The organism is Pseudomonas sp. AK106, assembly GCF_053903055.1.
Map to the genome: position 1 here is coordinate 5,346,080 of NZ_CP096426.1, position 24,900 is coordinate 5,370,979.

Annotated in this window: 22 protein-coding genes; 14 read left to right on the forward strand and 8 right to left on the reverse strand. The window is 59.9% G+C overall.

Going from position 1 to position 24,900, the window contains the following annotated elements; translation table 11 throughout:
- Positions 1-97: 97 nt before the first annotated feature.
- Positions 98-544: a peptidoglycan-binding protein LysM gene (gene lysM, locus M1E04_RS23415; RefSeq protein ID WP_065987422.1), complete on the reverse strand. Its 447-nt coding sequence runs from the start codon at positions 542-544 to the stop codon at positions 98-100.
- A 171-nt stretch (positions 545-715) separates the two neighbouring features.
- On the opposite strand from lysM, the gene M1E04_RS23420 reads away from it, so the two are divergent.
- The 4 genes from M1E04_RS23420 to M1E04_RS23435 all read left to right on the forward strand — a co-directional run bounded on the left by M1E04_RS23420 (position 716) and on the right by M1E04_RS23435 (position 5,668).
- Positions 716-1,603, forward strand: coding sequence for a LysR family transcriptional regulator (locus M1E04_RS23420; RefSeq protein ID WP_456292132.1), 888 nt, complete (start codon positions 716-718; stop codon positions 1,601-1,603).
- A gap of 94 nt (positions 1,604-1,697) precedes the next feature.
- Positions 1,698-2,537: a formate dehydrogenase accessory sulfurtransferase FdhD gene (fdhD, locus tag M1E04_RS23425; protein WP_065987424.1), complete on the forward strand. Its 840-nt coding sequence runs from the start codon at positions 1,698-1,700 to the stop codon at positions 2,535-2,537.
- 2 nt (positions 2,538-2,539) lie between these two features.
- On the forward strand, positions 2,540-4,870 hold the full coding sequence (locus M1E04_RS23430; RefSeq protein ID WP_167355775.1) for an FdhF/YdeP family oxidoreductase: 2,331 nt from the start codon (positions 2,540-2,542) through the stop codon (positions 4,868-4,870).
- Between the two features lie 336 nt (positions 4,871-5,206).
- On the forward strand, positions 5,207-5,668 hold the full coding sequence (locus M1E04_RS23435) for a glycine zipper domain-containing protein (protein ID WP_065987426.1): 462 nt from the start codon (positions 5,207-5,209) through the stop codon (positions 5,666-5,668).
- 70 nt (positions 5,669-5,738) lie between these two features.
- On the opposite strand, the gene M1E04_RS23440 is transcribed toward M1E04_RS23435, so the two are convergent.
- Positions 5,739-6,167: an acyl-CoA thioesterase gene (locus M1E04_RS23440; protein ID WP_065987427.1), complete on the reverse strand. Its 429-nt coding sequence runs from the start codon at positions 6,165-6,167 to the stop codon at positions 5,739-5,741.
- Between the two features lie 54 nt (positions 6,168-6,221).
- Positions 6,222-8,153: a RecQ family ATP-dependent DNA helicase gene (locus M1E04_RS23445; RefSeq protein ID WP_456292133.1), complete on the reverse strand. Its 1,932-nt coding sequence runs from the start codon at positions 8,151-8,153 to the stop codon at positions 6,222-6,224.
- A 242-nt stretch (positions 8,154-8,395) separates the two neighbouring features.
- Between M1E04_RS23445 and M1E04_RS23450 the strand changes: the two genes are divergently transcribed.
- The 3 genes from M1E04_RS23450 to M1E04_RS23460 all read left to right on the forward strand — a co-directional run bounded on the left by M1E04_RS23450 (position 8,396) and on the right by M1E04_RS23460 (position 11,428).
- Positions 8,396-9,199: a hypothetical protein gene (locus M1E04_RS23450; protein WP_296307749.1), complete on the forward strand. Its 804-nt coding sequence runs from the start codon at positions 8,396-8,398 to the stop codon at positions 9,197-9,199.
- Positions 9,200-9,327: 128 nt separating this feature from the next.
- On the forward strand, positions 9,328-10,455 hold the full coding sequence (locus tag M1E04_RS23455; protein WP_192130722.1) for a hypothetical protein: 1,128 nt from the start codon (positions 9,328-9,330) through the stop codon (positions 10,453-10,455).
- Positions 10,456-10,693: 238 nt separating this feature from the next.
- Positions 10,694-11,428, forward strand: coding sequence for a hypothetical protein (locus M1E04_RS23460; protein ID WP_192130721.1), 735 nt, complete (start codon positions 10,694-10,696; stop codon positions 11,426-11,428).
- A gap of 61 nt (positions 11,429-11,489) precedes the next feature.
- On the opposite strand, the gene M1E04_RS23465 is transcribed toward M1E04_RS23460, so the two are convergent.
- Both M1E04_RS23465 and hslO read right to left on the reverse strand, forming a co-directional pair.
- On the reverse strand, positions 11,490-13,031 hold the full coding sequence (locus tag M1E04_RS23465) for a phosphoenolpyruvate carboxykinase (RefSeq protein WP_065987432.1): 1,542 nt from the start codon (positions 13,029-13,031) through the stop codon (positions 11,490-11,492).
- Positions 13,032-13,222: 191 nt separating this feature from the next.
- On the reverse strand, positions 13,223-14,125 hold the full coding sequence (gene hslO / locus M1E04_RS23470) for an Hsp33 family molecular chaperone HslO (protein WP_065987433.1): 903 nt from the start codon (positions 14,123-14,125) through the stop codon (positions 13,223-13,225).
- 98 nt (positions 14,126-14,223) lie between these two features.
- On the opposite strand from hslO, the gene M1E04_RS23475 reads away from it, so the two are divergent.
- Positions 14,224-15,033 carry a phosphatase PAP2 family protein gene (locus M1E04_RS23475; protein ID WP_065987434.1) on the forward strand — a complete coding sequence of 270 codons (810 nt, stop codon included), beginning with the start codon at positions 14,224-14,226 and terminating at the stop codon, positions 15,031-15,033.
- 65 nt (positions 15,034-15,098) lie between these two features.
- On the opposite strand, the gene M1E04_RS23480 is transcribed toward M1E04_RS23475, so the two are convergent.
- Entirely contained in the window at positions 15,099-15,500 is a 402-nt protein-coding gene (locus tag M1E04_RS23480; protein WP_065987435.1) for an RNA-binding S4 domain-containing protein, read from the reverse strand.
- A 117-nt stretch (positions 15,501-15,617) separates the two neighbouring features.
- Between M1E04_RS23480 and rimA the strand changes: the two genes are divergently transcribed.
- From rimA to rimK, 3 genes are read left to right on the forward strand one after another with little or no spacing between them, the layout of a single operon-like run.
- Positions 15,618-16,391 (forward strand): S6 modification regulatory phosphodiesterase RimA, encoded by a 774-nt coding sequence (rimA, locus tag M1E04_RS23485; RefSeq protein WP_192130719.1) that lies wholly within the window; start codon positions 15,618-15,620, stop codon positions 16,389-16,391.
- 15 nt (positions 16,392-16,406) lie between these two features.
- The gene (gene rimB, locus M1E04_RS23490; protein WP_065987437.1) at positions 16,407-16,889 is read left to right on the forward strand and encodes a retropepsin-like aspartic endopeptidase RimB; all 483 of its coding nucleotides are present in this window, start codon (positions 16,407-16,409) and stop codon (positions 16,887-16,889) included.
- On the forward strand, positions 16,886-17,791 hold the full coding sequence (rimK, locus tag M1E04_RS23495; RefSeq protein WP_065987438.1) for a 30S ribosomal protein S6--L-glutamate ligase: 906 nt from the start codon (positions 16,886-16,888) through the stop codon (positions 17,789-17,791). Before rimB ends, rimK begins: the two co-directional genes overlap by 4 nt.
- Before the next feature lie 81 nt (positions 17,792-17,872).
- Here rimK and M1E04_RS23500 read toward each other — a convergent pair whose 3' ends face one another.
- Both M1E04_RS23500 and ompR read right to left on the reverse strand, forming a co-directional pair.
- Positions 17,873-19,186, reverse strand: a complete 1,314-nt coding sequence (locus M1E04_RS23500) for an ATP-binding protein (protein ID WP_065987439.1) — start codon at positions 19,184-19,186, stop codon at positions 17,873-17,875.
- Between the two features lie 166 nt (positions 19,187-19,352).
- Entirely contained in the window at positions 19,353-20,093 is a 741-nt protein-coding gene (gene ompR, locus M1E04_RS23505; protein WP_065987440.1) for an osmolarity response regulator transcription factor OmpR, read from the reverse strand.
- A 280-nt stretch (positions 20,094-20,373) separates the two neighbouring features.
- Between ompR and M1E04_RS23510 the strand changes: the two genes are divergently transcribed.
- From M1E04_RS23510 to gshA, 3 genes are all read left to right on the forward strand, one after another.
- On the forward strand, positions 20,374-22,698 hold the full coding sequence (locus tag M1E04_RS23510; protein WP_192130718.1) for a Tex family protein: 2,325 nt from the start codon (positions 20,374-20,376) through the stop codon (positions 22,696-22,698).
- Positions 22,698-23,081 carry a PaaI family thioesterase gene (locus M1E04_RS23515; protein WP_065987442.1) on the forward strand — a complete coding sequence of 128 codons (384 nt, stop codon included), beginning with the start codon at positions 22,698-22,700 and terminating at the stop codon, positions 23,079-23,081. The genes M1E04_RS23510 and M1E04_RS23515 overlap by 1 nt, the downstream gene beginning before the upstream one ends.
- A 197-nt stretch (positions 23,082-23,278) precedes the next feature.
- A complete protein-coding gene (gene gshA / locus M1E04_RS23520; protein ID WP_192130717.1) occupies positions 23,279-24,865 on the forward strand; it encodes a glutamate--cysteine ligase in 1,587 nt (528 codons plus the stop codon).
- Positions 24,866-24,900 lie beyond the last annotated feature (35 nt).

Here is a 24,900-nt window from a genome sequence, read left to right on the forward strand (position 1 = left end):
ACTCGCACACCCCACCCAAACATGGGTCGGGATGTCCGAATGTCGCCGGCAAGGGCGCTCCTGCAAGAGTCGGCGTACGGTCAGTAAGACCGCCGCGTTACTCAGGAATGCGCAGAGACTGACCTGGGTAGATCTTGTTTACGTCCTTCAGCATCGGCTTGTTGGCGTCGAAGATCTTCTGATACTTGTTGGCATCGCCATACACGCGCTTGGAGATCGCGCTGAGCGTATCGCCCTTCTCAACAGTGACGAACTTCGCAGCGGTAACAGCAGTTGCGCCAGCGGCAACAGTCAGCTGATCATCAACGCTACCCACACCGGAAATGTTGCCGGCAGCCAGCACGATCTTCTCTTTCTCTTCCTGACTGGTGACTTCGCCCGTCAAGGTGATCTTGTCGCCGTCGACCGTTGCATGAACGTTGGGATTGCCCAGCCCGACAGACTCGATGTGCTTTTTCAGCTCTTCGCTGGCGTTGGCGTTTCCTGGGGTGAGCAGGTCGATAAGCTTCTCACCGGCTTCCTTCACAAAACTGAACAGACTCATGGGTTTCTCCTTGGTGACGTCATAGTGTCGTTGTGGTTTCCCGCGCAACATCTGTTCCGCTGACATTGCCCGACAAACCTCCGACCCGTGGCCGGGTCTCAAGGTTTCAAGCCATTGGACGTTCGGTCGCGATAGACTTCGCCGGGCCAGCCTGTGCCTCAAGGAATGAAGATGGACATTAAACAGCTGAAATTTCTGATCGCCCTCGACGAAACCCGTCACTTCGGGCAAGCGGCTGCGCGTTGCCATATCACGCAACCGACACTGTCGATGCGTCTGCGCAGCCTTGAAGAAGAGCTGGACCTGCCGCTGGTCAATCGTGGCCAACGTTTCGAAGGATTCACCGCCCCGGGCGAACGCGTCCTGGCATGGGCGCGCACGGTGCTGGCGGCCTACGACGGTTTGCAGGCTGAAGCGGCCGCCTGTCGCGGGAATCTGGTGGGCACATTACGGCTGGGCGTGGTGCCGCTGTCGAATTTCGATCCACTGCCGTTGCTGCAACGTCTGCATTCTCTGCACCCGAGCATGCGCTTTGAGCTTTCATCGCTGAGCTCCGAGCAGATCCTCGATCAACTCGCCAGCAACCGCCTGGACCTCGGGGTTTCGTACCTCGACCGACTCGACTCCGAGCGCTTCGACTCATTGGAACTGGCCGAAACCCGCATGGGGGTGATGTACGACCAGCGTTATTTCAGTTTTGCCGAAGCGACATCGAGCTGGGAAAGCCTCACCGAACTGCCCCTGGGGCTGCTCACCAGTGGCATGCATTTTCGGCAATCCATCGATCACAACTTTCACAGCCGCGGCCTTCATCCGCAGCCGATCATCCAGACCGATGCGGTCCATCAGCTGCTGCAGGCGGTGCATGGCGGGTTCTGCTGCGCGATCATGCCGCTGGACGGCGGCCTTGAGTCACTGACCGAGCACCTCCGACTGCAGCCGATTGAAGAGGCACAGACCCTGGCGCGGCTCGGCTTGATCATGCGTCGCTCGGCACCGCGGTCGGCACTGGCTGAAGCCTGCCTGGCGCTTTACCACACGATGATGGAGACGTCTTGATCGACATCATCTATCGGTGCATCAGTACTAGCGATTAGACGTAATCCGACCGGAGGCCTAGGCTTAAGCCTAATCAATCTGCCGGTCACCCCCGATGCACGCCAAGCACATGGATATCACGGCGCCCGCACAACAATTGCCCGCGCCCGCCGCAAGCCAGTCCTACAGCTATACGAACCTCGAACACGATGTCAGCGAGCCCAATGTGCTTGCCGAGGAAGTCGCGTTGGCGATTGCCTATAACGGCATCAGCCAGGCGGTCATGCTGGTCACGCCCACTGACCTGGAAGATTTCATCGTCGGCTTCAGCGTCGGCAGCGGCCTCATCGAATCACCGGATGAGATCTACGACATCAAGCTCGGTGGCTGCGGCTCTGCGCAGACCGCAGAAGTCGAAATCGCCAGCCGCGCCTTCTGGAACCTCAAGACTCAGCGTCGGCAACTGGCCGGCACCAGCGGTTGCGGCCTGTGTGGCGTCGAAGCCGTCGAGCAGGCATTGCCCGAGCTCAACGTGCTGCCCGGCGCGCCCCTTCCCCCCGCCGAATGGCTGAAAGGTCTGCGCGAGCGTATGGGCCAATTTCAGCCGTTGGGCGAACACTGCGGCGCGGTCCATGCGGCGATGTTTATGGACGCTCGAGGCGAAATTCTTTTAGGTCGTGAAGACATCGGCCGACATAACGCTCTGGACAAGCTGATCGGCGCGCTGATTCGTCAGGACATCCCGACCACGGGCGGTCTGGCCATTGTCACGAGCCGCTGCAGTCTGGAGCTCATTCAAAAAGTATTACGTGCCGGCATTCAGACCCTCGTCAGCCTGTCATCGCCCACCGGCCTGGCGCTGCAATGGGCTCGCCGCCACAACCTAAACCTCATTCATCTGCCTAAACACAGTGCGCCGCGGGTTTACAGTCCTGCGTTGGAGAATCAAGCGTGAGCATGCATAAAGAAGCCGACAAGGTATCGACCCCCCGCTACAAGCCCTACAAAGGCCCGGCCGGCGGATGGGGCGCATTGATCAGCGTCGCCCACTTCTGGCTGACCAGCGACAACGCCCTGAAGAACATCCGCACGATGCTCAAGACCAACCAGAACGGCGGCTTCGACTGCCCGGGTTGCGCGTGGGGTGATTCGCCGGAAAGCGGCATGGTCAAGTTCTGCGAGAACGGCGCCAAGGCAGTGAACTGGGAAGCGACCAAGCGCCGCGTCGATGCGTCCTTCTTCGCCCGCTACAGCGTAAGCTCGCTGCTTGAGCAAAGTGATTACTGGCTGGAATATCAGGGCCGTCTGACCGAGCCAATGGTCTACGACGCCCAGACCGATCGCTACAAGCCGATTGCCTGGGACGACGCCTTTGCGCTGATTGCCAAGCACCTGAACAATCTGCCGAACCCGAACATGGCCGAGTTCTACACCTCTGGCCGTGCCAGCAACGAAGCGGCGTATCTGTATCAGCTGTTCGTGCGTGCCTTCGGCACCAACAACTTCCCCGACTGCTCGAACATGTGCCATGAAGCGAGCGGCGTTGCTTTGTCGCAAAGCGTGGGCGTGGGCAAAGGCACCGTAACGTTTGATGACTTCGAGCACGCGGATGCGATTTTCGTCCTCGGTCAGAACCCGGGCACCAACCACCCGCGCATGCTGGAACCGCTGCGTGAAGCGGTCAAACGCGGCGCGCAAGTGGTGTGCGTCAACCCGCTGAAAGAGCGCGGTCTGGAACGTTTCCAGCACCCTCAGCACCCGCTGGAAATGCTCAGCAACGGCTCCGAGCCGACCAACACGGCGTATTTCCGTCCGGCACTGGGCGGCGACATGGCCCTGCTGCGCGGCATGGCCAAGTTCCTGCTGCAATGGGAACGCGAAGCCCAGGCGAACAACGAGCCATCGGTGTTCGATCACACCTTCCTCAACGAACACACCAATGGCGTGCTGGAATACCTCGCTGCCATTGACGACACCTCGTGGGAATTCATCGTCGAGCAATCGGGTCTGCCATTGACCGACATCGAACTCGCCGCGCGGATGTACGCCAAAGGCAAGAACGTGATCATGTGCTGGGCGATGGGCATCACTCAGCATCGCCATTCGGTGCCGACCATTCAGGAAGTCTCCAACCTGATGCTGCTGCGCGGCAACATCGGTCGGCCAGGCGCAGGCCTGTGCCCGGTGCGCGGTCACAGTAACGTGCAGGGCGACCGCACGATGGGCATCAACGAACGTCCGCCGGCATTTTTCCTTGATGCGCTGGAGAAACGTTTCCAGTTCAAGGTGCCGCGTGAAAACGGCCATAACGTCGTCGAAGCGATTCACGCGATGCTCGAAGGCCGCGCGAAAGTCTTTATCGGTCTGGGCGGCAACTTCGCTCAAGCCACCCCGGACAGCCCGCGCACTTTCGAAGCCCTGAGCAACTGCGACCTGACCGTGCAGATCAGCACCAAGCTCAACCGCAGCCACCTGGCCCACGGCAAGGAAGCGCTGATTCTGCCGTGCTTCGGCCGTACCGACATCGACATCCAGGCCGAAGGCCCGCAAGCGGTAACGGTTGAAGATTCGTTCAGCATGGTCCACGCGTCCAACGGTCAGCTGAAGCCGCTGTCGCCGCAGATGCGTTCCGAGCCTGCGATCCTGGCGGGCATTGCCAACGCAACACTGGGCAAGCAGCCGGTGGACTGGCTGTGGCTGGTGGCGGACTACAGCCGCATTCGCGACCTGATCGCCGACACCATTCCGTCATTCCAGAACTTCAACGAGAAGATCAAAAACCCGGGCGGCTTCTACCTGGGCAACGCCGCAGGCTCCCGTCGCTGGAACACGCCGAGTGCGCGGGCCAACTTCAAGGCGAACGTATTGCCGAGCGACCTGGTGCATGAAAGCATTCGCGGGACAGGCATCGTGCCGGACCTGATCATGCAATCGATGCGTTCTCACGATCAGTACAACACCACCATCTATGGCCTGGACGACCGTTACCGCGGCGTGAAAGGTCAGCGTGACGTGATGTTCGTGAACGAGGCCGACATCATTCGTCTGGGCTTCGTACCCGGTCAGAAAGTCGACATCGTGTCGATCTGGGGCGATGCCATCGAACGTCGCGTGAAGGGCTTCACACTGCTGCCGTTCGACATTCCGGCCGGCCAGGCTGCAGCGTATTACCCGGAAGTGAACCCGCTGGTACCGCTGGAAAGCGTGGGCGACGGCAGCAGCACGCCGACGTCCAAGTTCGTGGCGATCAAGCTGGAACGGCATACGGAGACAGCGCGGATTATTTGATCCTGAGCTGAAGAATCTTGTAGGAGCACGCTTGCCCGCGAAGACCTGCTTTCAGCCTCCGGAGAAAAAGGCTGAAGGTCCCGGCCCCTTCGTGAGCAAACTCACTCCCACAGGTTCCTTGCGGCGATAGCAGGATATAGCGCCACAAAAAAAGGCCCGAATCGCGAGATTCGGGCCTTTATCAAGTAGCGTATGACTCACCAATACGACTTCGGTTCCCAAGCCAAAACAATAAGTTAGCGTTTTGTATACAGGTCGTGTTATTCGTCGGATTTAGATTGTGACATTTTCTTCATGATCGCAGGATCGCGGCGTCATCCCTATGAGCATCCATACATGAAGTATTCCTCGATTCTGTTGTTATCGTTCTCACTGGTCAGCGGTTTTGCCTCAGCAGGCGATAACGTGACGGCCGGCGTGGGCGGCGCATTGGGTGGGGTACTCGGCTCCGTCGTTGGCCAACAGGTCGGCGGCAGCACAGGTTCGGCAATCGGAGCCGGCCTTGGCGGCGCGGCTGGTGGCGCAGTGGGCGCAAACCGCCGGAACCGTACCGAAGCCGCCATCGGCGGCGGCCTGGGTGCTGCTGGCGGCAACGTAGTCGGTCGCAGCGTCGGTGGCAGCACCGGCAGTCTGATTGGCGCAGCAGCAGGCGGCGGCGCGGGCGGCGCACTCGGCAACTACATGGGCGACGAAAGCCGCCGTGACGACGACCGAGGCCGTGGTTACCGTGGCGATCGCCGCGACTACAAACACGGTCGCGGTCACGCGCATGGTCATCGCAAACACCATCGTGACTGATGCCGTCGAGCCCGACTCGCGCACCTGACCCGATGAATACCGGCCGCCCATAAAGCGGCCGGTATCACTTTCAGACCACCAAACGCTCAAGCGCCTGCCGCAACGCCGCAGGGATCGGCACCGGCTGATTGGATGCCCGATCCACGAATACATGCACGAAGCGTCCTGCCGCCCGCGCCTCGTCTTCCCCCGCCTTGAAGACCGCCAGCTCATATTGCACCGAGCTGTTGCCCAGCTTGCCAACCCGTAGCCCGACCTCGATCGGCTCCGGATAGGCAATCGACGCAAAGTAATCGCACGACGAACTCACCACAAATCCCACTGCTTCACCGTCATGGATATCCAGTCCGCCCTGTTCGATCAGGTAGGTATTCACCGCGCTGTCAAAGAAGCTGTAGTACGTGACGTTGTTGATGTGGCCGTACACATCGTTGTCGTGCCAACGCGTCACGATTGGCTGGAAGTGGCGATAGTCGGCGCGCTGCGGGGTGTCGTTCATGGGGTTCCCTCCGGTTTGTCTGCTGTGCTTCCTGGTTGATGAAATCCGTGACCGCTATTGAATCTGGCGCTGAATCCATTCCCGCACGTCCGCATACGGGTAAGCCTCCAGCGCCGCGAAACCGCCGATGTTCCGGGCCTTGAGCCGGGTAAACATCGGCACGCTAATCCCACACAGAAACCGCGTCAGGCACTCCGCGCCCGGCTCATGCCCTCGGGCCTCGAGGTGCTTGCCGACGAACTCGCTGCATAGATCCGCGAAGTCCTGCTCGCTCAACGGCGTCAAGGCTGGCGGCTCGGGGAGCACGGCCACATGACCCTCACACACCGAGCAGTGGCTGCAATGCGCGGGCGCACGGTCGTCGCCAAAGTATTGAGCCAGACGATGACTGAGGCACTGCTCGCTGGCAAACAGCTCGAGCATGGCGTGGATGCGCGCGACCTCGGTCTTTTCGTGGTGGACGAAATAGTCATGCAACTCTTCGCTCAGGGCCTGGGCGTCGAAGTCGGCGGCGATCAGGCTGAAGACCTCGGTCATCTGCTTGCTTTCGAGTTCGATCCAGCCCTTCTCCTGAAAGAAATCCAGCGCCGTTACCACGCGCCCGCGCTCGGCCTGATACTGCTGGTACATGGCGTCGAAGTTGACGGTTGCCCACGTCCGCGCCCGGCTTGACGTCTCGGTCAGCGCCTGCACGAATTCGCGTCGTTCGCCTTGAAAGCGCTGCACCAGCACCTGCGGTTCGATCAGGTATTTGAAGCGGTATTCCGCGAAGTACGAATAACGCGGCGCAATGATCCCGCGCAGCTCCAGTTGCACCAACAGCGTTTTGAGCGGCAGTTGACGGATATTGCTGAGGTCCGACAAGGGTGCCAGCAGAAACTCCCACTGACTGTCGTTACGCGCGCCTTGCAGATCTTCCAGCACCAACCGGATGCCTTCCTGCTCCGGTGTGTCGCCGTACACGAAGTTCTCCAGCACGTTCAGGCTGTCGCGATTGGCCAGCACCAGACACTCCGACGTCGCCCCGTCCCGGCCCGCACGACCGATCTCCTGGCTGTAGTTCTCGATGGATTTGGGCAAATCGAAATGCACGACGTTGCGGATGTCACTCTTGTCGATGCCCATCCCGAAAGCGATGGTGGCGACGATGCAGTTCAGACGCCCGTCCATGAACTGCCGCTGGATCGACTCGCGCTTATCGTGGGGCAGACCGGCATGGTAGGCGTACGCCGGGATGCCGTTCTGCGACAGGTGAGCCGCCACGAACTCGGCGGTCTTCTGCAGCGTAACGTAGACAATGCTCGGCTGACCGGCCCGTTCGCCAAGCCACTCCACCAGACGCCGGCGCTTGTCCCGGCCTGCAACCGGCTCGACCCGCAGCGTGAGGTTGGGCCGGTAGAAACCCGTTGTCACCACATCGTCCAGGGCGATGCCGAACTTGCTCTGCATGTCACTGATGACTTGGGGCGTCGCTGTCGCTGTCAGGAGCAGCGCCTGGGGGATATTGAACTCGCGCTGGTAGTCAGGGAGCTTCAGATAATCAGGCCGGAAGTTGTGGCCCCACTCGGAAATGCAGTGGGCCTCGTCCACTACAAGCAGCGAAATCGGCACCTGAGTGATGAAATGCCGGAAGCGCTCGTTCTTCAGGCGCTCGACGGAGATCATCAGGATTTTCAACTCGCCGGAGCGCGCCCTGGCCATGACGTCGGCGACGTCATCACGACTTTGCGCGGAGTCGATGCTCGCCGCCGCAATGCCGTGTCGCTGAAGGAAAGCCAGTTGGTCCTGAATCAGCGCCAACAGCGGTGATACCACCAGCGTCAGATGCGGCAGCAGCAATGCCGGCAGCTGGTAGCAGAGGGATTTACCGGACCCCGTGGGAAAGATCGCTGCGGCGGAGCGCCCTGCCAACACGGCACTGATGGCGGCCTCTTGTCCGGCGCGAAACTGCCGATAACCGAAAACCTGCTCAAGGGTTTGATGCATGTGCTGCCACTCCTTTGACCGTCGCAAGGGCGTGAACCATAGCGCGGTGGGTCCGGGCGCAATACACCTAAACCATTACAGAAATATCGGACAGGATACAGCGCGGACAAATACCGCGCGCCATGCTGGCAAAACGTCATGCCGAGGATTAATCTCGCGCGACGCGTATTCAAGCGCTGTACGTCAGCCACCCCGATTGACTGCAAACCGGTCGACAACACACGATTCGCCAAGGAGAGGCAATGCAATCCACGCCACAGCCCGAGGATGACGGGCTTACCATGCAACGGCTGGCCCCCGGCCAATTCGACGTTGTGCTCGGCTCGCATCCTGCCCGGCGAGCTGCCGCATCCGGCAACGGCAACTGGCCGCTGAGTAGCGTTCTGATCTGCCTCGCGCTGCTGATCGCGATTATCTTTCTGATCACGCAAATGTTTCGCACGCCCAAGCCTGCAGCAACGGTCATTCCTGCGCCGCCCATCGCAGAGGTGGTCAGTGAGACTGACCCAGAGCCCGTCGCTCAGGTGCGCAACGTCGAACAAGTGGTTTATATCGCCCCCAAAGTTGAAGTCTCCCAACCCGCCACGGCGCGGCCGCTCGACGCCTGCCTGAAAGACGGCAACGTGATCGACCGGGATGTCATCAATTGCCGCTTCGGTGAAGCTCAGGCCAACGACTCCCAAGCCACTCGACCCCAAGGCATGGTTTCAGATCGTTACATGGCGACCTACAAGGCCGCCGCCGCCAAACCCAAAACCGAGCCCGCGCGGCGCTATGAAGTAGCAGGTGTGTTCATCCGTGAAATAGACGGGCGAAATCGCTATGAAGCCCGCTATCGCATTTCCAACAACCATATTGAAACCAGCAGTGTCTGCATGAACTTCCTGGCCGACAGTGTCGAACACCGTGAATGCCGTCGCGCCGCCGTACCCTACTTCAAAGACATGTGCAGCGACTGGAGCAAACGCGTCGCCAAAGATAAGAGCGACAAGAACAAACTGGCGCAAGAGCAGTACTGCACAGCGGCCCGGGATTATTCAGCGTGATGGAAAAACAATTTACGTCACCAGATAGTCATTAGCGCTCCACTGAACATGAAGTAACAACAACAGCGGACGCGTCCACAATCAGTCTTCTAACCTCGTGATTCCTATCCAACAACGAGGTTATAAACATGACAACTTTTACAATTTTCTTTTGCGGCACGGGCTCGACTAAATACGACCATCTGCACAAGAACTACTGGAACGGTGAGCTGGTCGCGACGCTGGCCAATAACATCGACGGTCACGAGTTCGCCGAGTGGATCGTCATTGACGGGCCGGGTAGCGGCAATATGCAGGCCGATGAGCTGTTCACCGAACCCAAAGCATTCGGGTGGACTGGCCCCGCTTTCGGCAAAGGCTGGCACGAGAATGTGCAGCATGCCGTCAACATCATTCAGGGCAAATTCGACTGGCAAAGAACCAAGCTGTCGGAAGCCGATTACCAGCGCCTCAAGCGAGCCGATGTGCCTATTCCCGACGCCCAGGCGCACGGCTCGTGGTTCTGGCGGCAGTACGACTACGGCAATCGCATCAGCCCGCAGGAACTCCAGCAACAGCTGATCAAGAACCTGAGAAAAGGCGGCTTGATCCCAAAGCAAATCAATCTGGTGGGCTGGAGTCGTGGCGGCGTCAGTTGTCACATGCTCGCCAATGCGCTGCTGGCTAATCCGGCCACGCGTCATATACCGGTCAACATATTTGCGGTGGACCCGGTGCCCGGTCCCTTTAATTATCAGCTTGAAAAAGTTTCTCTCGGCAGCAACGTCAAAGAATATGTGGCGTTCTACGCCCGCGACGAACGCTCTAAAGGATTTTCCTGCATCATTCCTAAAACAGCTCCCAAGACCAAAGTCAGCATCTATCCCATGGCCGGACGTCACGCGACGCTGGTGGGTAACGCGTCGCTCTCGGGAGCGAGTGGGCCAGGTGACCTGACAGAGCCTGGTAAGTTGGTGCGGCATTACGCCGAAGTGTGTCTGACCCGATGGGGAACGAAGTTACAAAGAAAACTCAACTTGTCGGCCATCGACATTGGCAAACTGCACCAAAGTATCGTTATGCATGAAGCCAAGTTCATCAAGATGCGAAGCCACTCATACACTGTTTTGGTTGAAGACCACAAAACAGAGCGGTATGTCAGTTATGCCGACAAGGGAACCGGTTTCAGCATGGTAGCGGGAACGCCGTTTAAACCTGCGGAAGGACTGGCGGCGAACCTCGCGAAAGGAGCCAGCGCGTACAAAGATATCTCTTGAGGTTCGATCCACAGCCATAACGCGTCCCGCCGTTCAGGTTTCTGACTGCACGGATCAACGCCAACGCCCTCCTGGCTGAGCGCTGCGCTGGCGAAAAAGAATTCCCCAAGAAACCGCCCCCACTGAGGGCGGTTTCTTCGTTCCGTTTTTTGTCATCGCCTCATTGACCCGCCGGCGCATTCTGCGGTCATAGGAGGCTAGAGTCAGAGACAACCGCAGCGATTACGGACGGAACAACATGCCTCAAGCAGCCCCGCGAACCCATACACGCCTGCTACCGCTGTTACTCGCAGTCACCGCCGCTCTTCTTTCGGGCTGCGGCGATGAAGCCAAGACAGCCGGGACGGCGACCGCAAGTGCGTCGACCCTTCAGAAGAGCATGATTGTCGACGTCAGTGGCGCGCTCAACCTGCACTACGAGGCAAAAGGCGATCAAGTAGCCGTTGGCTTCCTGCCCGGCAAACTGCCCGGCTCCAACTGGCTGACACTCAGCGCGGATCAGGAAGCCGAAGGCGACCGCAATGAGGTGAGCATCGGCCCTATCCTCGGGTTCTCTTTCGACAACCCTGATCAAGAGAAGAAAGCGATCATGTTTCAGGGTGGCCGCGTCGAAGTGGCCCACGATGAAAACAGCGCGTCCTACGACACCGGTTCGTACTATCAGTATTTCGACACGGACAAGGGTGGGGGCAACAGCAACGTCCAGCTCGTCTTCAGCAAAATCGAGAAACTCACCTCCCCCAACAAACTGCTCGACCGCTATCGGTTGATCGGCACGTTCCAGTTCAACGCGGCGCTTTCCCCTGAACAGCCCACCGACGAATGTACTCGGGAAGCCGCTGCGTACGCGGCCGAGCACGGCGAACGCCACCCGGGGTTCGATGCCAAGCTGTGTAATGCGAAGAGCGTTGTGGCGAAGGGCAGCTTCGACATCACCCAGGACTTTCCGGTGACGACGAAGACTGGCGGCTAGCTAGCGCGCAGGTATAAAAAAACCGCCCCGAAGGGCGGTTTCTTTTTAGCAGGTACCGATCTTACAGCTTCGGGCCCGCTGCCTTGATCGCGTCGCTCACTTCGAACTTCTTGAAGTTCTCGATGAACAGGCCGGCCAGTGCTTTGGCGGCTTCGTCGTACGCCGCTTTGTCAGCCCAGGTGTTGCGCGGGTTGAGCAGTCCGGTTTCGACGCCTGGCACGGAGGTCGGGACGTCCAGGTTGACGGTGTCGAGGTGCTCGGTTTCTGCACCGATCAACGCGCCGCTCTGAATGGCCGCGATGACGCCACGGGTGGTCGGAATGTTGAAGCGTTTGCCAACACCGTAGCCGCCGCCGGTCCAGCCGGTGTTGACCAGGTAGACCTTGGAGCCGAAACCGCGGATGCGCTTGATCAGCAGCTCTGCGTATTCGCCCGCCGGACGCGGGAAGAACGGTGCGCCGAAGCAGGTAGAGAACGTCGACTTGATGCCGGCGCCCGAACCCATTTCAGTGGAACCGACCAGTGCGGTGTAACCCGACAGGAAGTGGTAGGCCGCTTGTTCTTCGCTGAGGATCGACACCGGCGGCAGCACGCCAGTCAGGTCGCAGGTCAGGAAGATCACCGCGTTTGGCTCGCCGCCCAGGTTCTTCTCGGAACGCTTTTCAACGTGCTCGAGCGGGTAAGCGGCGCGGCTGTTTTGAGTCAGGCTGCCGTCGGCGTAGTCGGCATGACCGGCTGCGTCCAGCACCACGTTTTCCAGCACGGCGCCGTGCTTGATGGCCTTCCAGATAACCGGCTCGTTCTTCTCGGAGAGGTCGATGCACTTGGCATAGCAACCGCCTTCGATGTTGAAGACAACGCCTTCGCCCCAGCCGTGTTCGTCGTCACCGATCAGGTAACGGGTCTCGTCGGCGGACAGCGTGGTTTTACCGGTGCCGGACAGACCGAAGAACAGTGTCACGTCGCCGTCTTCACCGATATTGGCCGCGCAGTGCATTGGCAGCACATCGGAAGCCGGCAGCAGGAAGTTCTGCACCGAGAACATGGCTTTCTTCATTTCACCGGCGTAACGCATACCGGCAATGAGGACCTTCTTCTGGGCGAAGTTGATGATGACGCAACCGTCGGAGTTGGTGCCGTCACGCTCAGGCACGCACTCGAAGTTAGCCACGTTGAGCACTTGCCATTCTTCACGGCCGGCCGGGTTGTACTGGGCCGGATTGATGAACAGGCAGCGACCGAACAGGTTCTGCCAGGCAGTCTGCGTGGTCATCTTGACCGCAAGGTAGTGATCTTCGGCGGCGCCTACGTGCACGTGGGAAACGAAGTGTTCCTGAGCGTTGTTGAACGCCTCGACACGCGCCCATAGGGCATCGAACTTGTCGGCCGGGAACTTGCGGTTGATCGGCCCCCAGGCGATCGCAGCCTGGGTGGAGGGTTCGTCTACGATGAAGCGGTCGACAGGCGAGCGGCCTGTGCGGTGGCCTGTTTCCACGACGAGTGCGCCAGTATCGGACAGCACGCCTTCTTCGCGTTTGAGGGCTTCTTTAACCAGATCGTCGACACTGAGATCGGTGTGAACGGCGTTATTGGCTTGCGTCATGAGATTCCCCGTCGGCTCGATGGCCGAGTGCTCCAAACGTTTTGTAGTAGAAAAACCAACACTACTACAGCTAAAAAGTGGCCGGATTATGCCAGAAAAGCCCAAAAAAGGTAGGGCCCTCCTGTCAGAACTACATGAAGAAGAGTCAAGCGGGCCGGGCGGAAAGCTTTCAGCGCAGGACCCGCACTACATTAATGGCGGGTATCGGAAGGGGTATCTACCCCGCCCCCTGCAAACAGCTGCGCTACATCCGTTGCATCGAACAGATAGCGCTGATTGCAGAACTGACAGTCGATCTCCACCGCACCGTGATGCTCGATCACCAACTGCTGTGCATCTTCCAGACCAAGACTGACCAACGCATTGCCAGAACGTTCGCGCGAGCAGCTGCAACGGAACACCAGTGGCTGGACGTCGAACATCCGCACGACGTCTTCGTGGAACAGGCGTTTCAACACGGTTTCGTTGGTCAGGCTGAGCAGTTCTTCGGCGGTCAGGGTGTCAACCAGCACATTGACATGCTGCCAGCTGGCTTCACGCTCATCCTGATCTTTCAGCTTCTCAGCCGGCAGTTGTTGCAGCAGCAGCCCACGTGCGCGTTTGCCGTCGGCCTTGATCCAGAAACGCGTCGGCAATTGCTCCGACATCACAAAGTATTCGGACAGGCAGGCCGACAGGTCGACGCCGTCCAGGCCCACGATGCCCTGATAGCGTTTGCCCTGACGCGGGTCGATGGTCATGGTCAGGTCGCCATCGGGCATCAGGTCGAGCAGCGTGGCGTCCGGCTTCACCAAGGCCTCGTCGTAACGCGCAATCCCGCGCAGTTCACGCTCGCTGGAGCACTCGACCATCAGCAACGACACCGGTCCAAGGGACCGAGCCTGTAGAACCAGCAGGCCGTCGAACTTCAGCGTGCCCACCAACAGCGCAGCGGCGGCGAGCATTTCGCCGAGCAACTGAGCCACTGGCTCGGGATACGGGTGCTTGGCAAGGACCTCGGCGTAGCTGCGCTCAAGGGCCACGAGCTCGCCGCGCACGTCGCTCTCGTCAAAGATGAAACGCTGGGTGTAATCGGTATCCGCAAAGTCTGACATAGGAGAAGGTATCTGAATGGATGACAAAATGATGACAAGCGCCTATAAAGCGCGGTTTCGCACCGCTTGGTGCACTGCCATGCCGATGGGGGCATTTTATGGACTATCCCGCATTGTTCCAACCCAAGTGGAACGCCAAAAAATTCCTGCTGTGTAATCTGGTGGCGCTGGGCCTGCTACTGCTGTGGGTGTGGCCCACGGGACACGCGGCTTTCACGCACTTCGACGAAGGCCTGTTTCACTTGCTGAACCGCCCGCTTGAGCAAAACAAGGCGTGGCTGTGGGTCTGGACGATTGCCAGCATGCGACCCTTCGACATCGTCGTCGGCCTGATTCTGCTCACGCTGCTCATAAAGGGCGACTGGGTGTTCAAATCCTTGCAAACGCGTGCCGCGCTGATCGGCTTTGTGCTCACGCTGATCCTGCTGCTGATCATCCGCACGGTGTTTTCCAAAATCATCGACCACAGCGCGCTGCAACATGACAGCGCGTCAGTGATGATCCCCGATGCCATCAAGCTCAGCGACATATTCCCGGAGCTGGAGGACAAGTGGCAGCTCAAGGATCGTTCCAGCCAGAGCTTCCCGGGCGACCACGCTTCGGTGCTGCTGATCTGGGCGATGTTCATGAGCGTCTACAGCCGCACAGTCGGCCAGCGCGTGGTCATCTGGGCCCTGGCGTTTCTGTTCATGATGCCGCGCCTGGTCGCCGGGGCCCATTGGGGTCAGGACGACTACATTGGCGGTGTAATGATCGCATTGCTCGCGCTGGGCTGGAGCTGCTACACCCCGTTCGTGGCCACCGCTACCGGGGTTCTGTTTCGACTGACGGCACCAGTCTTCAACGTGATGGGCCGCCTGCCGCTGCTCAAATGCCTGAGCATCATGAAGCAGGGCTCTCATTTGTAAGCTGCCTGTTGCTACAGAGCAGTCCGGGGTCGATCAATGCGCGATCCCGGAAAGCGGCGAGATCGTCAGTCGTCACCCGAACGAAAATGAAACAATTGCCGACGCTGCTTTTTGGTCGGCCTGCCGTCAGTGGTCACGCCCAGGCTTCCGGCCTTGCGCATCTCGGCGGCTTGCTCGCGTTTGGCGAGGCTCTCCGGGGTTTCGCTGTACAGCAACTGCGCCTCGGGGGCGCCACGGCGGACAATCGACAACGCCTGGACCACAACGGTCCGCTCATCGAAACCCGCTCTGATCTGGAACTCGTCCCCTACCCGCGGCTCTTTCCCCGGCTTGCAACGCTCGCCGCGGCAATGAACCTTACCGCTTTCAATGGCGGCTTTTGCCAGCGCACGCGTCTTGAAGAAACGCGCCGCCCAAAGCCATTTGTCCAGACGGACTTTGTCGTCCTCGTCTGACTTCTGTGTCATCTGAATTCCTCAATCGTGTAATGGTCAGAATCGTACTACGTCACGCCGGGGACGCAGTAACCGCCACCCTCGTTTACACTGCCCACCAGACTAAAGCGCCGGCTTCAGGAGAACGACGTGACAGACTTCCCAACGTCATTGACTGGTGGGTGCCAGGGCTGCAGAGAAAGCTCCGCACTGGATTTCGAATTTGAATTCGCCTATCAGCCCATCGTGGACGTCCGCGACCGCTCGGTATTCGCTCACGAGGCGTTGGTACGAGGCGTCAACGGCGAGGGTGCCCTGTCTGTCCTGAACCAGATCGACGACACCAACCGTTACCGTTTCGATCAATTGTGCCGAACCCGCGCGATTTCAACTGCCGCCCGGCTGGGAATGGACGAATACCTGTCGATCAACTTCCTGCCCAACGCGGTGTATCGCCCCGACCTGTGCATTCGCAGCACCCTTGAAGCGGCCCGCGCCCACAACTTTCCGCTGGACCGGTTGATCTTCGAGACCGTCGAAACCGAGCACGTCTGCAGCAACAGCCACCTGACCAACATTCTTCGGGAGTACCGCCAGTTCGGCTTCAAGACCGCCATCGACGACTTTGGCGCCGGGCACTCCGGACTCACCCTCCTCGCCGACTTTCAGCCTGACCTGATCAAGCTCGACATGGCCCTGGTGCGCAACGTCCATCTGGACCCTGCACGGCAGGCCATCGTGCGCGGCATTGTCACAATGTGTACGGACCTGAACGTTACAGTGATCGCCGAAGGCATCGAAGATGCGGGCGAACGGGACTTCCTCGCCGACTGCAACATTTACCTCATGCAGGGCTACTGGTTCGCCAAGCCTGCATTCCAGGCGCTGGCGCACATCGATGCCGGCGCCTGGCAGAACGTGTAAACGAACGGAACCGATTTGAAAACATTTGACCATCTGACAGTCATCGGCCTGCGCGAATGGGTGGCTTTGCCCCATCTGGGCGTCGCCGGGCTGCGCGCAAAAATCGACACCGGTGCCAGCACTTCCAGCCTGCACGCGACAGAAATAGAGCCGTTCGAACGGGACGGTGAGAAATGGGTGCGCTTCAACGCTCATCTGGGGACGGTGGTGCAGCTGCGTCACCGTCGCTGTGAGGCTCAATTGGTGGCGATGAAAACCATCAAAAGCTCCAACGGCCACGCCCAGGTTCGCTACGTTATTCGTACGACGCTGGCGCTGGGGGACAGGGTCTGGCCGGTGGAATTCACGCTGGCCTGCCGCAAGGCCATGCGCTACCGGCTGCTGCTGGGTTCCAAAGCCCTGATTGACGGCCAGTTGGTGGTCAATCCGGGTGTGACATATATTCAGGACAAGCCGGTGTTCCCGGCTTCAAATCTCTCTGCCACAGGTGCTGCATGAAGATCGCTGTGCTTTCGCGAAACCCGCGTCTGTATTCAACTCGTCGTCTGGTCGAAGCTGGAATCCAGCGCGGCCATGAGGTCGTGGTGGTCGATACCCTGCGCGCCTATATGAACATTGCCAGTCATAAGCCGCAGATCCACTACCGAGGAAAACCCCTGGAAGGCTTTGATGCGGTGATACCCCGCATCGGCGCCTCCGTGACCTTCTACGGCTGCGCCGTGCTGCGTCAGTTTGAAATGATGGGCGTGTTCCCGCTCAACGAATCCGTCGCCATCGCGCGCTCCCGCGACAAGCTGCGCTCGCTGCAGCTGTTGTCACGTCGAGGCATTGGCTTGCCCGTCACCGGCTTCGCCCACTCACCGGATGACATCCCTGACCTGATCCAGATGGTCAACGGCGCGCCTCTGGTAATCAAGGTGCTCGAGGGGACGCAAGGTATTGGCGTGGTGCTGTGCGAAACCGCGACCGCGGCCGAATCCGTGATTGAGGCCTTCATGGGGCTGAAACAGGACATCATGGTGCAGGAGTACATCAAAGAAGCCGGTGGCGCCGATATCCGCTGCTTCGTGGTGGGTGACAAGGTCATTGCGTCGATGAAGCGCCAGGCGAAACCGGGGGAGTTCCGCTCCAACCTGCATCGCGGCGGCACCGCCAGCCTCATCAAGATCACCCCGGAAGAGCGCATGACAGCCATTCGCGCGGCCAAGGTCATGGGCCTGAGTGTGGCAGGCGTCGATATCCTGCGTTCCAACCACGGGCCACTGGTGATGGAGGTGAACTCATCGCCAGGTCTTGAAGGCATTGAAACCACCACCGGCAAGGATGTCGCGGGGATAATCATCGAGTACATCGAGAAAAACGGCGGGCCGCACATGACCCGCACCAAAGGCAAAGGATAACCCCCAAGCCCGTCTCTGCACGGAGGCTATGGTCGCGAGTACCCCACCCGCCCACGGCCTCCAGGCAGAATCACGAACGAATCAATCGGCATCCCGCGGCAGCAACAACCCCAACGGCAGGCGAACTCTGGCCTCCAGCCCGCCTCCCGAACGATTACGCAGCTCGACATTACCGCCGTGCATTGCGGCAATGCGCTTGACGATCGCCAGGCCAAGCCCTGTCCCCTTGCCGCTTCTGGCGCGGTCACCACGGATGAAGGGATTGAAAATACCTTCCAGCTCCGACGGATCGATCCCCATGCCCCTGTCCAGCACACTCAGCACCACGTAGGGCGCGCCGCTGTCGCCGGAAACATAGGCCGCGACTTCAACCCCGTCACCGGCATGGTGCATCGCATTGCCAATGAGGTTGTTGAGCAAACGTTTCATGGAAACCCGTCGCAACGGGAAAGGCGGAATGGACTCCAGGCACAGCCGTACTTGCTCCACCGGGTTGTTGTACGGCGCGACGACTTCATGGACCAGCTCGACCAGATCGACTTCTTCGACCTCTTCATCACGCCCGTCCCGGATGAATGCCAGGAATTGATCGAGGATCGCGTCCATGTCTTCGATGTCGCGAACCATGCCTTCCATGAACTCGTTATTGGTCGGCATCAGCTCAAGGGACAGACGCAGCCGGGTCAGCGGCGTCCGCAAATCGTGAGACACCCCGGCCAGCATCAGTTCGCGCTCCTGCCCGGCCTGCTCCACGTCTTCGGCCATCTGGTTGAACGCGCGGTAGACCTCGGTTATCTCGCTGGGCGTGTCACCCACCGGCAAACGCACGCTGCGGCCCTGGCCCAATTGGCGGGCCGCAAACACCAGGCGCTTGAGCGGCTGATTGAGCTGGCTGACGAAGATCCAGGCCGAGGCCGTCGAGAGTAATCCGATCGCCAGGAACCAGCCCAGCACGCTCCAGATTTTCTGCCCGCGCAACGGATGCGGGTACAGCGGCACTTTCAGCCAGCCATCGCCAAGACTCGGCGCCCTCACCCATAGCGCGGGGGGCGCGTGGACACGCAGGCGCACCTCGGTGTCCGCGCCCAGCTCATCCTGCATCTGCCGTTGGTAGATTTCGGAGTACGGCCAGTGCTGCTCGCCTTCCGGTACACCACCGCCCACCACGCGGATCAGTCCGGCGGCGTCAGCGATGGTCTGCCGGTCACTCTCATCGGCCGCCCAGTAAGCCCGCAAAGTGAGTGCAACGCCGTGGCTGTATTGACGATCGACCAGAACATCCTCGTTCATCAGCAAATAGACGAGGGTCAGCGCCTTCGAAAACAGCACGACAATGAGCACCAGCCACAGGGTGCGGGAGAAAAAACTTTGCGGGAACCAGAGCGGTGTCTTCATAACAGCAGCTACACACTTTGCGGAAGCGAGCCGGGCTCGCGAATTTGCGGAACACATGACACAGCAAAAACCAGTCACGCCAATGGCCGCTTTCGCGAACATCGAGGTGACTGGCTAACGTAGGCGGGCGTGAGACAGGCCCGGCAGGTTACCGTCGAACTTGCTGTTACTGCTTGTTGGCACCGTCTGGCACGAAAACATAACCCACTCCCCAGACCGTCTGAATGTAACGCGGCTTGGCAGCGTCCACTTCAATCAGACGGCGCAGACGGGAGATCTGGACATCGATGGAGCGCTCCAGAGCGTCCCACTCACGGCCCCGAGCCAGGTTCATCAGCTTGTCTCGCGTCAGCGGCTCACGGGCGTGCATGACCAATGCCTTCAACACGGCGAATTCACCGGTCGTGAGCATGTGCACTTCGTCGCCACGCTTGAGCTCGCGGGTGGCGAGGGACAGAGCGTAGTCGCCAAAGGTGACGGTTTCGTCTTCCGTGGCAGGCGCGCCAGGTACGGGTGCGGATTGACGACGCAGCACAGCGCGAACGCGGGCCATCAGTTCGTCAGGGTTGAAAGGTTTTGCGAGGTAGTCATCAGCGCCGAGCTCGAGGCCCTTGATGCGACTGAGCTCGTCGCCCTTGGCGGTGAGCATGATGATAGGGACTTGATTGTTCGCGGCGCGCAGGCGGCGGCAGGCGGACAGCCCGTCTTCGCCCGGCAGCATCAGGTCCAGCACCACGAGGTGAAACACTTCGCGCGCCAGCAGCCGATCCATTTGCTCCACGTTGGGCACAGCCCGGGCGCGGTAGCCCTTGCTGTTGAAAAAGCGTTCTAGCAGGCTGCTCAAGCCCGGGTCATCGTCAACGATGAGGATTTTCTCGCCTTCAGCCGTTTGTGCAGTGCTGCTCATTGGAAGCTCCTTTGATCTCGGCGCGCATTATGGCGTAGCTGCAGTGATGCGCACCGTGTGCATTGTTAGCAGATTTTTCCTGAATCCACATGGGTGCTCTCGTTGAGTCACTTAAGGCTGATTCACGGCGGCTACGCGGGCTGAAACCGGCGTATCGACCGGGCAATCCCCTATTCAAGGCTCACTGGGTATAATGCGCCGCCCTCAAGGTCAGGCAACGCTCGTTCAAGGCGGTTCGCCAGCCGCTGATTTTATGCACACACATTTGCCAGGTGGTTTTATGGACAGTATCAACAGCCGCATCGCCGAGGAACTCGGCGTCCGCCCGCAACAGGTCGAAGCGGCCGTCGCGCTACTGGATGAAGGCTCAACGGTGCCTTTCATCGCTCGTTACCGCAAGGAAGTCACTGGCAGCCTCGATGACACGCAGCTGCGTCATCTGGAAGAGCGCCTGCGCTACCTGCGCGAACTCGACGAGCGCCGCATCAGCATCCTTGCCAGCATCGAAGAGCAAGGCAAGCTGACCCCTGAACTGGCGCGCGACATCAAGCTCGCCGACACCAAGACCCGCCTTGAAGACTTGTATCTGCCGTACAAGCAGAAGCGCCGCACCAAAGGCCAGATCGCGCTGGAAGCCGGCCTGGGCGAGCTGGCCGACGGGATCTTCAACGACCCGACGCTTACTCCCGAAGCCGAAGCCGCGCGATTCGTCGATGCCGAGAAAGGCTTCGCCGACGTCAAGGCCGTGCTCGAAGGCGCCAAATACATTCTGATGGAGCGCTTTGCCGAAGACGCGACGCTGCTGGAGAAGCTGCGCAGCTTCCTCAAGCACGAAGCCGTGATCAGTGCCCGGGTGGTCCCGGGTAAAGAGGAAGAAGGCGCCAAATTCCGCGATTACTTCGAACACGACGAGCCGCTCAAGAGCATGCCGTCGCACCGCGCGCTGGCGATCTTTCGGGGTCGCAACGAGGGCGTGCTGAGCTCGGCGCTGAAAGTCGGGGAAGAATTGCCCGGCACCCTGCACCCCTGCGAAATGATGATCAGCGAGCGCTTCGGCCTGCAGAACCAGAACCGCCCTGCAGACAAGTGGCTGGCCGAAGTCGTGCGCTGGACCTGGAAGGTCAAGCTGTACTCCAGCCTCGAAACCGACCTGCTCGGCGAGCTGCGCGAAGGTGCCGAGACCGAAGCGATCAACGTATTCGCTCACAACCTGCACGACCTGTTGTTGGCCGCGCCAGCAGGACCCCGCGCAACGCTGGGCCTCGACCCGGGCCTGCGCACCGGCTGCAAGGTCGCCGTGGTCGACAGCACCGGCAAACTGCTGGACTACGCCACGGTCTACCCGCACGTACCAAAAAACCAGTGGGATCAGACGATCGCCGTGCTGGCAGCCCTGTGCGCCAAGCATTCCGTTGACCTGATCGCGATCGGCAACGGCACCGCAAGCCGCGAAACCGACAAGCTAGCCGGCGATCTGATCAAAAAGTATCCAGGTCTGAAGATGACCAAAGTCATGGTCTCTGAAGCCGGCGCTTCGGTGTACTCGGCTTCGGAACTCGCTGCCAAGGAATTCCCGGACCTCGACGTTTCGATCCGTGGCGCGGTGTCCATCGCCCGCCGCTTGCAGGACCCGCTTGCCGAACTGGTGAAAATCGACCCGAAATCCATTGGTGTTGGCCAGTACCAGCATGACGTCTCACAACTCAAACTCGCCCGCGGCCTCGACGCGGTGGTAGAAGACTGCGTGAACGCCGTGGGTGTGGATGTGAACACCGCCTCCGTGGCCCTGCTGGCGCGGATTTCCGGCCTGAACACCACGCTGGCGCAGAATATCGTTTCCCACCGCGACCAGAATGGCGCGTTCAAGACCCGTGCGGCGCTGAAGAAAGTCCCGCGCCTGGGCGAGAAAACCTTCGAACAGGCCGCAGGCTTTCTGCGCGTCATGAACGGTGACAACCCGCTGGACTCGTCCGCCGTTCACCCTGAGGCGTACCCCCTGGTGCAGCGCATTGCCGCCCAGACCGATCGCGACATCCGCTCGCTGATCGGCGATGCAGGCTTTCTGAAGCGTCTCGACCCGAAGAAATTCACAGACGAAACCTTCGGCCTGCCGACCGTCACCGACATCCTTCAAGAACTGGAAAAACCGGGCCGCGATCCGCGTCCGGGATTCAAGACCGCTGAGTTTCAGGACGGCGTTGAAGACTTGAAGGACCTTCAGCCGGGCATGATCCTCGAAGGCGTAGTCACCAACGTTACCAACTTTGGTGCGTTCGTTGATATCGGCGTGCATCAGGACGGTTTGGTGCACATCTCTGCGCTTTCGGAGAAATTCATCAAGGACCCTCGCGAAGCGGTCAAAGCCGGCGATGTGGTGAAGGTCAAGGTGATGGAAGTGGACATTCCGCGTAAGCGCGTCGGTCTGTCGATGCGCATGAGCGACACGCCGGGCGAGAAAGTCGACGGCGCTCGCGGTGCCCGTCCTGGTGCGGCGCCGCGCCAGCAGCACAGCAATGCCCCCCGTAAGGAAGCCCCCACCCCGGCGCCGAGCAACAATCCGATGGCGTCGCTGTTCGCCAACGCCAAGCAATTGAAGAAGCGCTGATGGATATCCCTGATGAATTGACTCAGAGCGCCTACTTCAAGACGCTCGGCTGCCGGGTGGTGCAGTTGAATGAAGGTGTCGCCGTCGTGGCCTTGCCGCTGGAGCCGCACCTGCGCAATCGCGGCAATGTCATGCACGGCGGCGCGCTGTTCAGTCTGGTAGACATCACCATGGGGCTGGCCTGCTCCAGCACCCACGGCTTCGACAAGCAAAGTGTCACCGTGGAATGCAAAATCAATTACATGCGTGCTGTGGCCGAGGGTGAAGTCATCTGCACCAGCACCGTGCTGCATGCCGGACGCCGAACCCTGGTGGTCGAAGCCGACGTTCGCCAGAACGACAAGCTGGTTGCCAAAGCGCAGGGCACGTTTGCGATCGTCTAGCTGTCCGATAGCGTTATGAGTTAATTTCGGCACTGTTCAGCAGTGTCGAAATTATCTGATTTCCTTGTAGGAACGATCAGCGACGGGCATCGGCGTTAGGGCCATCGACGAGGCGAAAACGCCAGTTCCTTTCTTCACCCTTGTAGACCGCCATATCGCCCCCATATAGGGCCGACTGACGCGTGAAGGATTCCAACTTGAGCGAACTTCTCAACCGCCGCCTGACTCTGCTTGGCGAGCACTCCAACCTCTCCCTTCTGGAGAAGTGCTTGCACGGCATCGAGCGTGAATGCCTGCGCGTTACGGGCGAAGGCCGTCTGGCACAAACCCCGCACCCTGAAGCCCTCGGCGCGGCGCTGACCAACGAGCAAATCACCACCGATTACTCCGAGTCGCTGCTGGAGTTCATCACTCCCGCCCTGGCCGACCCTGCTCAAACGCTGGAAAGCCTGGATAAAATCCATCGCTTCGCGTACAGCAAACTGGGCAGCGAATACATCTGGAGCCCTTCGATGCCGTGCCCGCTGCCGGCCGAAGCAGATATTCCGATCGCCTATTACGGCACCTCCAACATCGGCAAGCTCAAGTACGTCTACCGTCAGGGCCTTGCCTTGCGTTACGGCAAAACCATGCAGTGCATTGCCGGCATTCACTACAACTTCTCGCTGCCCGAAGCCATCTGGCCCGTGCTCAAGCAAGACGCGAAATTCGAAGGCGATGACCGCGATTTCCAGTCCGAGAGCTATATCGGCCTGATTCGCAACTTCCGTCGTTACAGCTGGCTGCTGATGTACCTGTTCGGCGCGTCGCCGGCGCTGGATGCCAGTTTCCTGCGCGGCCGCTCGCATCAGCTTGAGCAATTTGACGCCGAAACGCTGTATCTGCCGTACGCGACCAGCCTGCGGATGAGCGATCTGGGTTACCAAAGCAACGCCCAGGCGGACCTGACGCCCTGCTACAACGACCTGCTGACGTACACCGATAGCCTGCGCCGCGCGGTGGCAACGCCCTACGCGCCTTACGTCGAAATCGGCACGCACAAGGATGGCGAGTGGATTCAGCTGAACACCAACGTGCTGCAGATCGAGAACGAGTACTACTCGACGATCCGCCCGAAACGCGTCACCTATTCCGGTGAGCGTCCGATTCAGGCGCTCGTCGCGCGCGGGGTGCAGTACGTGGAAGTCCGTTGCCTGGACATCAACCCGTTCCTGCCGGTGGGCATCGACCTTGAGCAATCGCGCTTCATCGATGCGTTCATTCTGTATTGCGCGCTGCACGACAGCCCGCAGCTGGCGAGCAACGAGTGCGGCAACGCCAGCACGAACTTCCTGACCGTGGTCAAGGAAGGTCGCCGTCCCGGCCTGCAACTGAACCGCAACGATACGACGATCGACTTGAAAGTCTGGGCCAACGAGATGCTGGACACGATCAGGCCGATCTGTGAACTGCTCGATGCCAGCCAGGGCACGGATCAGCACGTCAAATCGCTGGACGCTCAGCGCGCGAAAGTGGCGGACGCCTCCCTGACGCCTTCGGCACAGGTGCTGGCGGCCATGACCGAGCACAAGGAAGGCTTCACGGCCTTCTCGCTGCGCCAGTCACAGGTTCACGCTGATCATTTCCGCAGCAATCCGCTGAGCGCAGAGGACCAGACGCATTTTGAGAGCAAGGCGCGTGAGTCCCTGGCTCAGCAAGCGGAGCTGGAACAGACCGAAGAGAAAGTGGATTTCGACACGTTCGTGGGTGCGTATCAGGCGAGCATTCTGGCGATCAGCAACTGACGCCAGACCCGTTGCAAACGGTGGGACGACCGGGG

Excerpts from the sequence above, each read along its gene's own strand:
- lysM (WP_065987422.1), bottom strand. The coding sequence starts at position 544 with ATGAGTCTGTTCAGTTTTGTGAAGGAAGCCGGTGAGAAGCTTATCGAC.
- M1E04_RS23420 (WP_456292132.1), top strand. The coding sequence starts at position 716 with ATGGACATTAAACAGCTGAAATTTCTGATCGCCCTCGACGAAACCCGT.
- fdhD (WP_065987424.1), top strand. The coding sequence starts at position 1,698 with ATGCACGCCAAGCACATGGATATCACGGCGCCCGCACAACAATTGCCC.
- M1E04_RS23430 (WP_167355775.1), top strand. The coding sequence starts at position 2,540 with ATGCATAAAGAAGCCGACAAGGTATCGACCCCCCGCTACAAGCCCTAC.
- M1E04_RS23435 (WP_065987426.1), top strand. The coding sequence starts at position 5,207 with ATGAAGTATTCCTCGATTCTGTTGTTATCGTTCTCACTGGTCAGCGGT.
- M1E04_RS23440 (WP_065987427.1), bottom strand. The coding sequence starts at position 6,167 with ATGAACGACACCCCGCAGCGCGCCGACTATCGCCACTTCCAGCCAATC.
- M1E04_RS23445 (WP_456292133.1), bottom strand. The coding sequence starts at position 8,153 with ATGCATCAAACCCTTGAGCAGGTTTTCGGTTATCGGCAGTTTCGCGCC.
- M1E04_RS23450 (WP_296307749.1), top strand. The coding sequence starts at position 8,396 with ATGCAATCCACGCCACAGCCCGAGGATGACGGGCTTACCATGCAACGG.
- M1E04_RS23455 (WP_192130722.1), top strand. The coding sequence starts at position 9,328 with ATGACAACTTTTACAATTTTCTTTTGCGGCACGGGCTCGACTAAATAC.
- M1E04_RS23460 (WP_192130721.1), top strand. The coding sequence starts at position 10,694 with ATGCCTCAAGCAGCCCCGCGAACCCATACACGCCTGCTACCGCTGTTA.
- M1E04_RS23465 (WP_065987432.1), bottom strand. The coding sequence starts at position 13,031 with ATGACGCAAGCCAATAACGCCGTTCACACCGATCTCAGTGTCGACGAT.
- hslO (WP_065987433.1), bottom strand. The coding sequence starts at position 14,125 with ATGTCAGACTTTGCGGATACCGATTACACCCAGCGTTTCATCTTTGAC.
- M1E04_RS23475 (WP_065987434.1), top strand. The coding sequence starts at position 14,224 with ATGGACTATCCCGCATTGTTCCAACCCAAGTGGAACGCCAAAAAATTC.
- M1E04_RS23480 (WP_065987435.1), bottom strand. The coding sequence starts at position 15,500 with ATGACACAGAAGTCAGACGAGGACGACAAAGTCCGTCTGGACAAATGG.
- rimK (WP_065987438.1), top strand. The coding sequence starts at position 16,886 with ATGAAGATCGCTGTGCTTTCGCGAAACCCGCGTCTGTATTCAACTCGT.
- M1E04_RS23500 (WP_065987439.1), bottom strand. The coding sequence starts at position 19,186 with ATGAAGACACCGCTCTGGTTCCCGCAAAGTTTTTTCTCCCGCACCCTG.
- ompR (WP_065987440.1), bottom strand. The coding sequence starts at position 20,093 with ATGAGCAGCACTGCACAAACGGCTGAAGGCGAGAAAATCCTCATCGTT.
- M1E04_RS23510 (WP_192130718.1), top strand. The coding sequence starts at position 20,374 with ATGGACAGTATCAACAGCCGCATCGCCGAGGAACTCGGCGTCCGCCCG.
- M1E04_RS23515 (WP_065987442.1), top strand. The coding sequence starts at position 22,698 with ATGGATATCCCTGATGAATTGACTCAGAGCGCCTACTTCAAGACGCTC.